The organism is Haemophilus sp. HN_Hi08 (assembly GCF_049824455.1).
GTDB lineage: Bacteria > Pseudomonadota > Gammaproteobacteria > Enterobacterales > Pasteurellaceae > Haemophilus > Haemophilus influenzae_D.
This window is the reverse complement of the sequence record NZ_CP187493.1, coordinates 151,719-164,165: the sequence shown is the minus strand read 5'-3', so window position 1 is coordinate 164,165 and position 12,447 is coordinate 151,719. Positions and strand designations below refer to the sequence as shown.

Below are 12,447 nucleotides of genomic sequence, written 5' to 3'. Positions count from 1 at the left end.
ATATGAGAGCCGTTTAATGTAATCATTTATTAAACGAGCATGACGATATGTCACGCTGAACAATGTTTCCGATTTGGAGACTATATAACAGGTAACTTGCACCTCCTTTTCTATTTTGAAGTTAGAATTGTGATTGGTGTTAGTTTTTTTATTAGCTAAATTTTATTGGAGCTCTGGTCTAATGCAGAACCAAAGAATCCGTATCCGCTTAAAAGCGTTCGATCACCGTTTGATCGATCAATCTACTGCGGAGATCGTAGAAACAGCTAAACGTACTGGTGCACAAGTTCGTGGTCCAATTCCTTTACCAACTCGTAAAGAGCGTTTCACCGTGTTGATTTCTCCACACGTAAACAAAGACGCACGTGACCAATACGAAATTCGTACACACAAACGTTTAGTAGATATCGTAGAGCCAACAGAAAAAACTGTTGATGCATTAATGCGTTTAGATTTGGCTGCCGGCGTGGACGTGCAGATCAGCCTAGGTTAATTAAGAGGTTATTACAATGATTGGTTTAGTCGGTCGTAAAGTTGGTATGACCCGTATCTTCAATGAAGACGGTGTTTCTGTACCAGTTACCGTTATCGAAATCGAAGCCAACCGCGTAACTCAAGTTAAAACTCTTGAAAACGATGGCTATACTGCAGTTCAAGTTACTACTGGTTCTAAAAAAGCGAATCGTGTAACTAAACCTGAAGCAGGTCATTTCGTGAAAGCAGGTGTTGAAGCTGGTCGCGGTTTATGGGAATTTCGTACTGAGGGTGAAGAATTCACTTTAGGTCAAGAAATCAATGTTGACATTTTTGCAGATGTTAAAAAAGTAGATGTTACCGGTACTTCTAAAGGTAAAGGTTTCCAAGGTGGTGTTAAACGTTGGAACTTCCGTACTCAAGATGCGACTCATGGTAACTCTTTATCACATCGTGTACTTGGTTCTATTGGTCAAAACCAAACTCCAGGCCGTGTGTTTAAAGGTAAAAAAATGGCGGGACATTTAGGTGCTGAGCGTGTAACCGTTCAATCACTTGAAGTTGTTCGTGTAGATGCTGAGCGTAAATTGCTATTAGTAAAAGGTTCTGTGCCTGGTGCTATTAATGGCGATGTTATCGTTAAGCCAGCAGTTAAAGCATAAGTCTAGGAGATAGAGATGGAATTACAAGTTGTAGGTGCAAACGCACTCACTGTTTCTGAAACTACCTTCGGACGTGAGTTTAACGAAGCGTTGATCCACCAAGTTGTTGTTGCTTATGCAGCAGGTGCGCGTCAAGGTACTCGTGCACAAAAAACTCGTGCTGAAGTGTCTGGTTCAGGTAAAAAACCTTGGCGTCAAAAAGGTACAGGTCGTGCTCGTGCTGGTGATATTAAATCACCAATCTGGCGTTCTGGTGGTACAACCTTCGCGGCTAAACCACAAGATCACAGCCAAAAAGTGAACAAGAAAATGTACCGTGGTGCTATCAAAAGCATTCTTTCTGAATTAGTTCGTCAAGACCGTTTGGTTGTTGTGGAAAAATTCGAATTAGATGCACCAAAAACTAAAGTTTTAGTACAAAAATTAAAAGATTTAGCCGTTGAAGATGCGTTAATTATCACAGCAAGTTTAGATGAAAATCTATTCTTAGCAGCGCGTAACTTATACAAAGTTGATGTACGTGATGTTCAAGGTATCGATCCAGTTAGCTTGATCGCTTTCGATAAAGTGATTGTTACTGTTGACGCTGTGAAACAAATTGAGGAGATCCTAGCATGAGTCAAGAACGTTTGCTAAGCGTGCTACGTGCACCGCACATCTCTGAAAAAGCAACGAACAATGCTGAAAAATCTAACACTGTTGTACTTAAAGTTGCTTTAGATGCGAACAAAGCTGAAATTGCTGCTGCTGTTGCTCAATTATTTGAAGTAAAAGTTGACTCTGTTCGTACTGTGGTTGTTAAAGGTAAAACTAAACGCCGTGGTAACAAAATGGGTCGTCGCAGCGACTGGAAAAAAGCTTATGTAACTTTAGCCGAAGGCCAAAATTTGGACTTCGTGGACAGTGCAGAGTAATCGGAGGAAATTAGAGAATGGCTATCGTTAAATGTAAGCCGACCTCCGCTGGTCGTCGTCACGTTGTTAAAATCGTGAACCCTGAATTACACAAGGGTAAACCTTACGCACCTCTTCTAGATACTAAATCTAAAACTGGTGGTCGTAACAACTATGGTCGTATTACTACTCGTCACATTGGTGGCGGTCACAAACAACACTACCGTTTAATCGATTTCAAACGTAACAAGTTAGACATCCCAGCGGTTGTTGAGCGTTTAGAATATGATCCAAACCGTTCTGCTAACATTGCTTTAGTGCTTTATAAAGATGGTGAACGCCGTTATATCTTAGCACCTAAAGGTTTGTCAGTAGGCGATCAAATCCAAGCTGGCATAAACTCACCAATTAAAGTGGGTAATTCATTACCAATGCGTAATATCCCAGTTGGTTCAACAGTACATAACGTTGAATTAAAACCAGGTAAAGGCGGTCAAATCGCTCGTTCTGCTGGTGCTTATGTACAAATCATCGCACGTGAAGGCAACTATGTAACTTTACGTTTACGTTCTGGCGAAATGCGTAAAGTATTAGCTGAATGTGTTGCAACAATCGGTGAAGTTGGTAACTCAGAACATATGCTTCGCGTATTGGGTAAAGCTGGTGCTAACCGCTGGAGAGGCATTCGCCCTACAGTTCGTGGTACTGCAATGAACCCAGTAGATCACCCACACGGTGGTGGTGAAGGTCGTAACTTTGGTAAACACCCAGTAACTCCTTGGGGCGTTCAAACCAAAGGTAAGAAAACTCGTCACAACAAACGTACTGATAAATATATCGTACGTCGTCGTGGCAAATAATAGATTAAATTAAAGAGGATTAGCCATGCCACGTTCTCTCAAGAAAGGTCCTTTCCTTGACCTACACTTGTTGAAGAAGGTAGAGAAGGCGGTGGAAAGCGGGGATAAAAAACCAATCAAAACTTGGTCCCGTCGTTCAATGATCATTCCATCAATGATCGGATTGACCATCGCAGTCCATAATGGTCGTCAGCACGTTCCTGTTTATGTATCTGATGAAATGATCGGTCATAAGCTTGGTGAATTTGCACCGACTCGTACATACCGCGGTCACGCGGCAGATAAGAAAGCTAAGAAATAAGAGGTAAATAGATGGAAACTATTGCAAAACATCGTTACGCTCGCACTTCTGCCCAAAAAGCTCGCTTAGTTGCCGATTTAATTCGTGGTAAAAAAGTTGCGCAAGCATTAGAAATCTTAACTTTCACTAACAAAAAAGCAGCAGCTTTAGTGAAGAAAGTTTTAGAATCAGCTATTGCAAACGCAGAGCACAATGACGGTGCAGATATCGATGATCTTAAAGTTGCTAAAATCTTCGTTGATGAAGGTCCTAGCATGAAACGTGTTATGCCACGTGCTAAAGGTCGTGCAGATCGTATTTTAAAACGTACTAGCCACATTACTGTGGTTGTGTCAGATCGTTAATAAGTAGAGGAATAGCAATGGGTCAAAAAGTACATCCACATGGTATTCGCCTAGGTATTGTTAAACCTTGGAGCTCTACTTGGTTCGCGAATACACAAGACTTCGCTGACAATCTTGAAGGCGATTTCAAAGTACGCAAATTCTTAAATAAAGAATTAGCAAATGCTTCAGTTTCACGTATTACTATTGAGCGTCCAGCTAAAAGTATTCGTGTAACTATTCACACAGCTCGTCCTGGTATCGTAATCGGTAAAAAAGGCGAAGATGTTGAAAAATTACGTAACGCAGTGTCTAAAATCGCTGGCGTTCCTGCTCAAATCAACATTGCTGAAGTGAAAAAACCTGAATTAGATGCGAAATTAGTTGCAGATAGCATCGCTTCTCAATTAGAACGTCGTGTAATGTTCCGTCGTGCAATGAAACGTGCGGTACAAAGCGCAATGCGTTTAGGTGCTAAAGGTATCAAAGTTGAGGTTAGCGGTCGTTTAGGTGGTGCAGAAATCGCACGTTCAGAATGGTATCGTGAAGGTCGTGTACCTCTACATACTCTTCGTGCGGACATCGATTATAACACTGCAGAAGCTCACACAACTTACGGCGTAATCGGCGTTAAAGTGTGGATCTTCAAAGGTGAAATTCTTGGTGGAATGGCTGCCGTTGCGCAATCAGAACAACAACCTACCGACAAGCCTAAAAAGGCTCCTCGCGGTAAAGGTCGTAAGTAAGGAGAAACGCTAAATGTTGCAACCAAAACGTACAAAATTCCGTAAAGTTCACAAAGGCCGCAACCGTGGTATCGCGGGCGGTACTGAAGTTAGCTTCGGTACTTACGGTTTAAAAGCAGTTGGTCGTTGTCGTTTAACCGCTCGTCAAATTGAAGCGGCACGTCGTGCAATGTCACGTGCAGTAAAACGTCAAGGTAAAATCTGGATTCGTGTATTCCCAGATAAACCAATTACTGAAAAACCATTAGAAGTCCGTATGGGTAAAGGTAAAGGTAACGTTGAGTACTGGGTAGCCTTAATCCAACCGGGTAAAGTGCTTTATGAAATGGATGGTGTGTCTGAAGAAGTAGCAAGAAACGCATTTGCATTAGCAGCTGCTAAATTGCCAGTTAAGACCACTTTCGTAACTAAGACGGTGATGTAATGAAAGCTCAAGATTTACGTACAAAAAGTGTTGAAGAGCTGAATGCTGAATTAGTAAACCTTTTAGGTGAACAATTCAAGTTGCGTATGCAGACAGCCACCGGTCAGCTTCAACAAACCCATCAGGCTAAACAAGTGCGTCGTGATATTGCACGTGTAAAAACTGTATTAACCGAAAAGGCGGGTGAGTAATGACTGATAAAATTCGTAGCGTACAAGGTAAAGTTGTTAGCGACAAAATGGAAAAATCTTTCGTTGTTGCTATTGAACGTAAGGTAAAACACCCTTTATATGGTAAATTTATCCGTCGTACAACTAAATTACACGTACACGATGAGAATAATGAAGCCAAAGTTGGTGATACCGTAGAGATTCGCGAATGTCGTCCTCTATCAAAAACCAAATCTTGGACTTTAGTTCGCGTTGTTGAGAAAGCGGTAATCGCTTAATTCACAATATAACAATGAAAGGCCAATGGTTAATCCATTGGCTTTTTTACATTCAAAATCTTGTAAATTTTAACCGCACTTTTAATAAACGAGTTGAGAGGATAAAGGTAAATTATCATTGCCTTTCTCTTTTTCTTTTGATAGAATCCGTCGCCTGTCCGCCATTCTATCTGAGTAGTGCGGATGGGTTCGTCCCGAAAGGGTGTTTTTTTAATCTTAACGGAGCACTAATATGATCCAAGAACAGACTATGCTGGATGTTGCTGATAATTCAGGCGCTCGCAGCGTAATGTGTATCAAGGTTCTAGGTGGATCGCACCGTCGTTATGCTGCGATTGGTGACATCATCAAAATTACTGTAAAAGAAGCAATTCCACGCGGTAAAGTAAAAAAGGGTGATGTATTAAAAGCAGTTGTTGTGCGCACCAAGAAGGGTGTTCGTCGCCCAGATGGCTCAGTTATTCGTTTCGATGGTAACGCTTGTGTAATTTTAAATAATAACACTGAGCAACCAATCGGTACTCGTATTTTTGGACCAGTGACTCGTGAACTTCGTTCTGAGAAATTCATGAAGATCATTTCTTTAGCTCCAGAAGTACTGTAAGGGGAATGTAATGGCTGCTAAAATCCGTCAAAATGATGAAGTAATTGTTCTTACTGGTAAAGATAAGGGCAAACGTGGCAAGGTAACTAAAGTGTTACCAAACGGTAAAGTGTTTGTTGAAGGTATCAACATCATTACTAAACATGAGAAACCAGTTCCTGCATTAGGAAAAGCTGGTGGTTTAGTGAAAAAAGAAGCTGCAATTGATGCTTCAAATGTTGCGATTTTCAATCCTAAAACAAATAAAGCTGACCGTGTAGGTTTTAGATTCGAAGACGGCAAAAAAGTACGTTTCTTCAAATCTAACAATGAAATTATCTAACAAACTGGAGTAATGCGATGGCGAAACTGCATGATTACTACAGAGATCAAGTAGTAAGCGAATTAAAAAATAAATTCGGCTACAAATCTGTCATGCAAGTCCCACGAATCGAAAAGATTACCCTGAATATGGGTGTGGGTGAAGCATTGACCGACAAAAAATTGCTAGACAACGCAGTAGCGGATTTAGCAGCAATCAGCGGTCAAAAACCTTTAGTAACTAAAGCTCGTAAATCTGTTGCTGGCTTTAAAATCCGTCAGGGATATCCAATCGGTTGTAAAGTAACACTACGCGGTGAGCGTATGTGGGAGTTCTTTGAACGTTTAATTACAATTGCTGTTCCACGTATTCGTGACTTCCGCGGTTTAAGCGCGAAATCATTCGATGGTCGTGGTAACTATAGCATGGGTGTGCGTGAACAAATCATCTTCCCTGAAATCGATTACGATAAAGTAGATCGTGTACGTGGTTTAGATATCACTATCACAACTACTGCTAAGAATGATGAAGAAGGTCAAGCACTACTTGCTGCCTTTAATTTCCCATTCCGTAAATAAGGCAGGTTATAATGGCTAAACAATCAATGAAAGCACGCGATGTAAAACGCGTTAAATTGGCTGAAAAATTCTACGCAAAACGTGTTGAATTAAAGAAAATCATTTCTGATGTCAATGCCTCTGATGAAGATCGTTGGGATGCAGTGTTAAAGTTACAAACTTTACCACGTGATTCTAGCCCATCTCGTCAACGTAACCGTTGCCGCCAAACTGGACGTCCTCATGGCGTTTTACGTAAGTTTGGTTTAAGCCGAATTAAGGTTCGTGAAGCTGCAATGCGCGGTGAAATCCCTGGCCTTAAAAAAGCGAGCTGGTAATATACCACTTTATTTTGGAATCGGAGAAAAAGTACAATGAGTATGCAAGATCCAATCGCAGATATGCTGACCCGTATTCGTAACGGTCAAGCTGCGAACAAAGTTGCAATCAATATGCCTTCTTCCAAGCTAAAAGTGGCAATTGCCAATGTATTAGCTGCTGAAGGTTATATCGAAAGCGTAAAAGTTTTAGAAGGTGCTAAACCTGAATTGGAAATTACTTTAAAATATTTCCAAGGCAAACCAGTTGTAGAAAGCATCCAACGTGTAAGTCGTCCTGGTCTTCGTATTTACAAACGTAAAGATGAATTACCAAAAGTTATGGGCGGTTTAGGTGTTGCAGTTATTTCTACATCTAAAGGTGTTATGACTGACCGCGCTGCTCGTCAAGCAGGTTTAGGCGGTGAGATCATCTGTTATGTAGCTTAATAGAGAGGTAGGAAAATGTCTCGTGTTGCAAAGGCACCTGTTAATATTCCTGCCGGCGTTGAAGTTAAACTCGACGGTCAGCTATTAACAGTAAAAGGTAAAAATGGCGAGTTATCTCGCAAAATTCATGAATCAGTTGAAGTAAAACAAGATAACGGACAATTTACGTTCACTCCACGTGAAGGTTTTGTTGAAGCAAATGCTCAATCGGGTACTGCACGTGCATTAGTTAATGCAATGGTTATCGGTGTTACTGAAGGTTTCACTAAAAAATTAGTATTGGTGGGTGTAGGTTACAGAGCTCAACTTAAAGGCAATGCAATTGCATTAAGTTTAGGCTATTCTCACCCAGTAGAGCACACTTTGCCGGCAGGTATTACAGCAGAATGTCCATCTCAAACCGAAATCGTGTTGAAAGGTACAGACAAACAGTTGATCGGTCAAGTTGCAGCAGATATTCGTGCTTATCGCCGTCCTGAACCTTATAAAGGTAAAGGGGTACGTTACGCTGATGAAGTAGTGCGTATCAAAGAGGCTAAGAAGAAATAATTAAGGTAACACTATGGATAAGAAATCAGCTCGTATCCGTCGTGCAGCTCGTGCACGTCATATGATGAGAGAGCAAGGTGTAACTCGTTTAGTTATTCACCGCACTCCACGTCATATTTATGCACAAGTTATTGCACCAAACGGTTCAGAAGTGCTTGCCGCTGCTTCAACTGTTGAGAAAGCAATTCGTGAGCAAGTAAAATACACCGGTAATAAAGATGCAGCTGCTGCAGTAGGTAAAGCTGTTGCAGAACGCGCATTAGCAAAAGGCGTTCAAGTTGTTGCTTTTGATCGTTCCGGTTTTAAATATCATGGTCGTGTCCAAACTTTAGCGGACGCTGCACGTGAAGCTGGTCTACAGTTCTAATGAGGTAAATTGAGATGTCAAACATCGAAAAACAAGTTGGTGAACTGCAAGAGAAGCTAATCGCAGTAAACCGTGTATCAAAAACTGTAAAAGGTGGTCGTATTATGAGTTTCACTGCATTAACTGTGGTGGGCGATGGTAATGGCCGAGTAGGTTTTGGTTATGGTAAAGCGCGCGAAGTTCCAGCAGCGATCCAAAAAGCGATGGAAAAAGCACGTCGCAATATGATTAATGTCGCTTTAAATGAAGGTACATTACAACATCCAGTTAAAGGTGTTCATACTGGTTCACGTGTATTTATGCAGCCAGCAAGCGAAGGTACAGGTATCATCGCTGGTGGTGCAATGCGTGCGGTATTGGAAGTTGCAGGTGTACGTAACGTTCTTTCTAAAGCGTATGGTTCTACCAACCCAATTAACGTTGTTCGTGCAACTATTGATGCATTAGCAAATATGAAATCACCAGAAATGGTTGCTGCAAAACGCGGTAAAACTGTTGATGAAATCTTGGGGTAATGAATAATGGCTAAAACTATTAAAGTAACACAAGTTCGTAGCTCAATTGCTCGTTTACCGAAGCATAAAGCTACCTTGCGTGGTCTTGGTCTTCGCCATATGCACCACACTGTTGAGTTAATTGATACGCCTGCAGTACGTGGTATGATTAACCAAGTTTCATACATGGTTAAAGTGGAGGAGTAAGAGATGCGTTTAAATACTCTATCTCCGGCTGAAGGTGCAAAGCATAGTGCTAAACGCCTCGGTCGTGGTATTGGTTCAGGTTTAGGCAAGACTGGTGGCCGCGGTCATAAAGGTCAAAAATCTCGTACTGGTGGCGGTGTTCGTCGCGGTTTCGAAGGTGGTCAAATGCCGTTATACCGTCGTTTACCAAAATTTGGTTTTACTTCAATGAAATCTGCAGTGACTGCAGAAGTTCGTTTAAATGAATTAACCAAAGTTGAAGGTAATGTAGTAACTTTAGAAACATTAAAAGCAGCAAATATCTTAACTAAAGATATCCAATTCGCTAAAGTAATTTTAGCAGGAGAAGTGAAATCTGCAGTAACGGTACGCGGTTTACGTGTAACTAAAGGTGCAAAAGCAGCAATTGAAGCTGCTGGTGGTTCAATTGAGGAATAATTAGCAAATGGCTAAACAACCAGGTTATCAAGCAAGAAGTACTAATAGCGGTAAAGGTGAATTAAAAAGCCGATTACTTTTCGTTTTAGGTGCACTTATCGTTTATCGAATTGGTTCATTCATTCCGGTTCCTGGTATTGATGCGGCTGTTCTAGCTCAATTAGTTGAACAACAAAAAGGCACTATCATTGACATGTTTAACATGTTCTCTGGTGGTGCTCTAAGCCGTGCATCCATTTTAGCATTAGGAATCATGCCATATATATCGGCATCTATTGTAATTCAATTGCTTGCAACGGTTTCTCCTGCTTTAGCAGAATTAAAGAAAGAAGGTGCTGCTGGTCAGCGTAAAATTTCTAAATATACTCGTTATGCGACAGTTGTTTTTGCAACGATTCAGGCAGTAGCTATTTCAACAGGTTTACCAAATATGTTGTCTGGCTTAGTGCCAAATGTTGGATTTAGTTTTTACTTTACTTCAGTTGTTAGTTTAGTCACTGGTACAATGTTCCTTATGTGGTTGGGTGAGCAAATAACTGAAAGAGGTATTGGTAACGGTATTTCAATTCTTGTTTTTGGCGGTATTGTAGCTGGTTTACCATCGGCTATTCTTCAAACTATTGAGCAGGCTCGTCAAGGACAGATGCATCCATTAGTTCTTCTTCTGATCGCAGCTATTGTATTTGCAGTAACTTATTTTGTTGTTTTTGTTGAAAGAGGACAACGTAGAATTCGCGTTGAATATGCGAAGCGTCAGCAAGGTCGTCAAATTTTAGGTGGTCATTCAACACATTTACCATTGAAAGTGAATATGGCAAATGTAATGCCAGCAATTTTTGCTTCAAGTATTATTTTATTCCCAGCTACATTAACACAATGGTTTGGGCAAAATGATAAATTTGAATGGTTAAATAATTTATCAATGTTATTGAATCCTGGTCAGCCACTTTATTTGCTTGTTTATGCTGTCGCAATTATTTTCTTCAGTTTTTTCTATACAGCAATGCAATATAATCCTCGTGATACAGCAGATAATCTAAAAAAATCTGGTGCATTTATTCCAGGAATTAGACCCGGTGAACAAACATCACGTTATATTGATAAAGTGATGACTCGTCTTACATTAATTGGCGGTCTCTATGTAACGTTTGTATGTTTAGTTCCTTATATTATGACATCGGCTTGGGATGTTAAATTTTACTTCGGTGGAACATCTCTTTTAATTGTAGTCGTTGTAATTATGGATTTCATCGTTCAGGTTCAAAGTCATTTAATGTCTTCTCAATATGAATCTGCGTTGAAAAAAGCAAACCTTAAGGGTTTTGGACAATAATTGTTCATTTAAAGTAAAAGGATAAGCAATGAAAGTTCGTGCTTCCGTAAAGAAAATGTGTCGTAACTGTAAGATTGTTAAACGTGAGGGTGTTGTACGCGTATTGTGTAGCGACCCTAAACACAAACAACGTCAAGGTTAATTAACATTTTTCTTGCCAAGAACCAGTTGAGTAGTTATACTGCTCAACTCATTTATGTCCTTGATATTCTGTTTGAGTATCCTGAAAACGGGCTTTTCAAGATCAGAATATCAAATTAATTAAAATATAGGAGTGCATAGTGGCCCGTATTGCAGGCATTAACATTCCTGATCATAAACACGCTGTAATCGCTTTAACTGCAATTTACGGTATTGGTAAAACTCGTTCACAAGCTATTTGTGCAGCAGCGGGTATTGCTGAAGATGTTAAGATCAGAGAATTGTCTGAAGAGCAGATTGACAAACTGCGTGACGAAGTTGGTAAATTTACCGTTGAAGGTGACTTACGTCGTGAAGTAACACTAAACATCAAACGTCTTTTAGACTTAGGATGCTATCGTGGTTTACGTCATCGTCGTAGTTTACCAGTACGTGGTCAACGTACTAAAACTAATGCGCGTACCCGTAAGGGTCCACGTAAGCCGATCAAAAAATAGTCGGGGTAAATAAGAATGGCTAAAACACCAGTTCGTGCACGTAAACGTGTAAAAAAACAAGTTGTAGATGGCGTAGCACATATTCACGCATCTTTCAATAATACAATCGTTACTATTACTGACCGTCAAGGTAATGCTCTAGCTTGGGCAACTGCAGGTGGTTCAGGTTTCCGTGGTTCTCGTAAATCAACTCCGTTCGCAGCGCAAGTTGCGGCAGAGCGTTGTGCTGAAATCGTTAAAGAATTTGGCTTAAAGAACTTGGAAGTTATGGTTAAAGGTCCGGGTCCAGGTCGTGAATCTACAATTCGCGCGTTAAACGCAGCGGGTTTCCGTATCACGAATATTACTGATGTGACTCCGATTCCTCATAACGGTTGTCGTCCACCGAAAAAACGTCGCGTTTAAGACGTATATAGGATAGTTGGAGAAAGAAAATGGCAAGATATTTGGGTCCTAAACTCAAGCTCAGCCGTCGTGAAGGCACTGATTTATTCCTTAAATCAGGCGTGCGTGCGATTGATTCAAAATGTAAAATTGATACAGCACCGGGTCAGCACGGTGCTCGTAAACCGCGTTTGTCTGACTATGGTAGTCAGTTACGTGAAAAACAAAAAGTTCGTCGTATCTATGGTATTTTAGAACGTCAATTCCGTAACTACTATAAAGAAGCAAACCGTTTGAAAGGTAACACTGGTGAAAATTTATTAGTGTTATTAGAAGGTAGATTGGATAACGTTGTTTATCGCATGGGATTTGCTGCAACTCGTGCAGAGGCTCGTCAATTAGTGAGTCATAAAGCAATTGTTGTGAATGGTCGTGTTGTTAATATTCCATCTTTCCAAGTTTCTGTAAATGATGTAGTTGCTATTCGTGAAAAATCGAAAAAACAAGCTCGTATTAAAGCATCATTAGAATTAGCAGAGCAAAGAGAAAAACCAACATGGTTAGAAGTTGATTCTGCAAAAATGGAAGGTGTATTCAAACGTGTTCCTGAACGTTCTGATTTATCAGCAGACATTAACGAACATCTGATCGTTGAGCTTTACTCTAAATAATAGTTA

The 12,447-nt window shown here is 40.5% G+C and carries 26 protein-coding genes; all 26 read left to right on the top strand.

Features of this window, described 5'->3' with window-relative positions; translation table 11 throughout:
• Positions 1-181: 181 nt before the first annotated feature.
• The 26 genes from rpsJ (at position 182) to rpsD (ending at position 12,441) form a co-directional block, all read left to right on the top strand.
• Positions 182-493, top strand: coding sequence for a 30S ribosomal protein S10 (rpsJ, locus tag ACPT8O_RS00840; RefSeq protein ID WP_001181005.1), 312 nt, complete (start codon positions 182-184; stop codon positions 491-493).
• A gap of 16 nt (positions 494-509) precedes the next feature.
• Positions 510-1,136 (top strand): 50S ribosomal protein L3, encoded by a 627-nt coding sequence (gene rplC, locus ACPT8O_RS00835; RefSeq protein WP_005632753.1) that lies wholly within the window; start codon positions 510-512, stop codon positions 1,134-1,136.
• 15 nt (positions 1,137-1,151) lie between these two features.
• Entirely contained in the window at positions 1,152-1,754 is a 603-nt protein-coding gene (rplD, locus tag ACPT8O_RS00830; protein ID WP_005652369.1) for a 50S ribosomal protein L4, read from the top strand.
• Positions 1,751-2,050 carry a 50S ribosomal protein L23 gene (rplW, locus tag ACPT8O_RS00825; RefSeq protein ID WP_005632756.1) on the top strand — a complete coding sequence of 100 codons (300 nt, stop codon included), beginning with the start codon at positions 1,751-1,753 and terminating at the stop codon, positions 2,048-2,050. The genes rplD and rplW overlap by 4 nt, the downstream gene beginning before the upstream one ends.
• A gap of 17 nt (positions 2,051-2,067) precedes the next feature.
• The gene (gene rplB / locus ACPT8O_RS00820; protein WP_005652371.1) at positions 2,068-2,889 is read left to right on the top strand and encodes a 50S ribosomal protein L2; all 822 of its coding nucleotides are present in this window, start codon (positions 2,068-2,070) and stop codon (positions 2,887-2,889) included.
• Between the two features lie 25 nt (positions 2,890-2,914).
• Complete coding sequence (rpsS, locus tag ACPT8O_RS00815) at positions 2,915-3,190, top strand: 30S ribosomal protein S19 (protein ID WP_005539416.1); 276 nt, start codon at positions 2,915-2,917, stop codon at positions 3,188-3,190.
• 11 nt (positions 3,191-3,201) lie between these two features.
• The gene (rplV, locus tag ACPT8O_RS00810) at positions 3,202-3,534 is read left to right on the top strand and encodes a 50S ribosomal protein L22 (protein ID WP_005625897.1); all 333 of its coding nucleotides are present in this window, start codon (positions 3,202-3,204) and stop codon (positions 3,532-3,534) included.
• A 17-nt stretch (positions 3,535-3,551) separates the two neighbouring features.
• Positions 3,552-4,259 (top strand): 30S ribosomal protein S3, encoded by a 708-nt coding sequence (rpsC, locus tag ACPT8O_RS00805; RefSeq protein ID WP_021034699.1) that lies wholly within the window; start codon positions 3,552-3,554, stop codon positions 4,257-4,259.
• 13 nt (positions 4,260-4,272) lie between these two features.
• Positions 4,273-4,683, top strand: coding sequence for a 50S ribosomal protein L16 (gene rplP / locus ACPT8O_RS00800; protein WP_005625890.1), 411 nt, complete (start codon positions 4,273-4,275; stop codon positions 4,681-4,683).
• Complete coding sequence (gene rpmC, locus ACPT8O_RS00795; RefSeq protein WP_005625888.1) at positions 4,683-4,874, top strand: 50S ribosomal protein L29; 192 nt, start codon at positions 4,683-4,685, stop codon at positions 4,872-4,874. The genes rplP and rpmC overlap by 1 nt, the downstream gene beginning before the upstream one ends.
• A complete protein-coding gene (gene rpsQ / locus ACPT8O_RS00790) occupies positions 4,874-5,131 on the top strand; it encodes a 30S ribosomal protein S17 (RefSeq protein WP_005625886.1) in 258 nt (85 codons plus the stop codon). Before rpmC ends, rpsQ begins: the two co-directional genes overlap by 1 nt.
• A 232-nt stretch (positions 5,132-5,363) precedes the next feature.
• A complete protein-coding gene (rplN, locus tag ACPT8O_RS00785; protein ID WP_005548786.1) occupies positions 5,364-5,735 on the top strand; it encodes a 50S ribosomal protein L14 in 372 nt (123 codons plus the stop codon).
• Between the two features lie 10 nt (positions 5,736-5,745).
• Entirely contained in the window at positions 5,746-6,057 is a 312-nt protein-coding gene (gene rplX / locus ACPT8O_RS00780; protein WP_005635734.1) for a 50S ribosomal protein L24, read from the top strand.
• A gap of 17 nt (positions 6,058-6,074) precedes the next feature.
• Positions 6,075-6,614 carry a 50S ribosomal protein L5 gene (gene rplE, locus ACPT8O_RS00775; RefSeq protein WP_005625881.1) on the top strand — a complete coding sequence of 180 codons (540 nt, stop codon included), beginning with the start codon at positions 6,075-6,077 and terminating at the stop codon, positions 6,612-6,614.
• A gap of 11 nt (positions 6,615-6,625) precedes the next feature.
• Positions 6,626-6,931 carry a 30S ribosomal protein S14 gene (gene rpsN / locus ACPT8O_RS00770; RefSeq protein ID WP_005625879.1) on the top strand — a complete coding sequence of 102 codons (306 nt, stop codon included), beginning with the start codon at positions 6,626-6,628 and terminating at the stop codon, positions 6,929-6,931.
• A gap of 36 nt (positions 6,932-6,967) precedes the next feature.
• The gene (gene rpsH, locus ACPT8O_RS00765) at positions 6,968-7,360 is read left to right on the top strand and encodes a 30S ribosomal protein S8 (protein WP_005625877.1); all 393 of its coding nucleotides are present in this window, start codon (positions 6,968-6,970) and stop codon (positions 7,358-7,360) included.
• Positions 7,361-7,375: 15 nt separating this feature from the next.
• Positions 7,376-7,909: a 50S ribosomal protein L6 gene (gene rplF / locus ACPT8O_RS00760; protein ID WP_005690391.1), complete on the top strand. Its 534-nt coding sequence runs from the start codon at positions 7,376-7,378 to the stop codon at positions 7,907-7,909.
• Between the two features lie 13 nt (positions 7,910-7,922).
• Entirely contained in the window at positions 7,923-8,276 is a 354-nt protein-coding gene (rplR, locus tag ACPT8O_RS00755) for a 50S ribosomal protein L18 (protein WP_005690393.1), read from the top strand.
• A 14-nt stretch (positions 8,277-8,290) separates the two neighbouring features.
• On the top strand, positions 8,291-8,791 hold the full coding sequence (rpsE, locus tag ACPT8O_RS00750; protein ID WP_005625871.1) for a 30S ribosomal protein S5: 501 nt from the start codon (positions 8,291-8,293) through the stop codon (positions 8,789-8,791).
• Between the two features lie 6 nt (positions 8,792-8,797).
• Entirely contained in the window at positions 8,798-8,977 is a 180-nt protein-coding gene (gene rpmD, locus ACPT8O_RS00745; RefSeq protein WP_005543631.1) for a 50S ribosomal protein L30, read from the top strand.
• Positions 8,978-8,980: 3 nt separating this feature from the next.
• Positions 8,981-9,415 carry a 50S ribosomal protein L15 gene (gene rplO / locus ACPT8O_RS00740; RefSeq protein WP_005648410.1) on the top strand — a complete coding sequence of 145 codons (435 nt, stop codon included), beginning with the start codon at positions 8,981-8,983 and terminating at the stop codon, positions 9,413-9,415.
• A 7-nt stretch (positions 9,416-9,422) separates the two neighbouring features.
• Entirely contained in the window at positions 9,423-10,748 is a 1,326-nt protein-coding gene (gene secY / locus ACPT8O_RS00735) for a preprotein translocase subunit SecY (protein WP_005652382.1), read from the top strand.
• A 28-nt stretch (positions 10,749-10,776) separates the two neighbouring features.
• On the top strand, positions 10,777-10,890 hold the full coding sequence (rpmJ, locus tag ACPT8O_RS00730; protein WP_005625868.1) for a 50S ribosomal protein L36: 114 nt from the start codon (positions 10,777-10,779) through the stop codon (positions 10,888-10,890).
• Positions 10,891-11,029: 139 nt separating this feature from the next.
• The gene (rpsM, locus tag ACPT8O_RS00725; protein WP_005648406.1) at positions 11,030-11,386 is read left to right on the top strand and encodes a 30S ribosomal protein S13; all 357 of its coding nucleotides are present in this window, start codon (positions 11,030-11,032) and stop codon (positions 11,384-11,386) included.
• 15 nt (positions 11,387-11,401) lie between these two features.
• Entirely contained in the window at positions 11,402-11,791 is a 390-nt protein-coding gene (gene rpsK / locus ACPT8O_RS00720) for a 30S ribosomal protein S11 (RefSeq protein WP_005543603.1), read from the top strand.
• 29 nt (positions 11,792-11,820) lie between these two features.
• On the top strand, positions 11,821-12,441 hold the full coding sequence (gene rpsD / locus ACPT8O_RS00715; RefSeq protein ID WP_005648404.1) for a 30S ribosomal protein S4: 621 nt from the start codon (positions 11,821-11,823) through the stop codon (positions 12,439-12,441).
• The last annotated feature ends 6 nt before the right edge of the window (positions 12,442-12,447 follow it).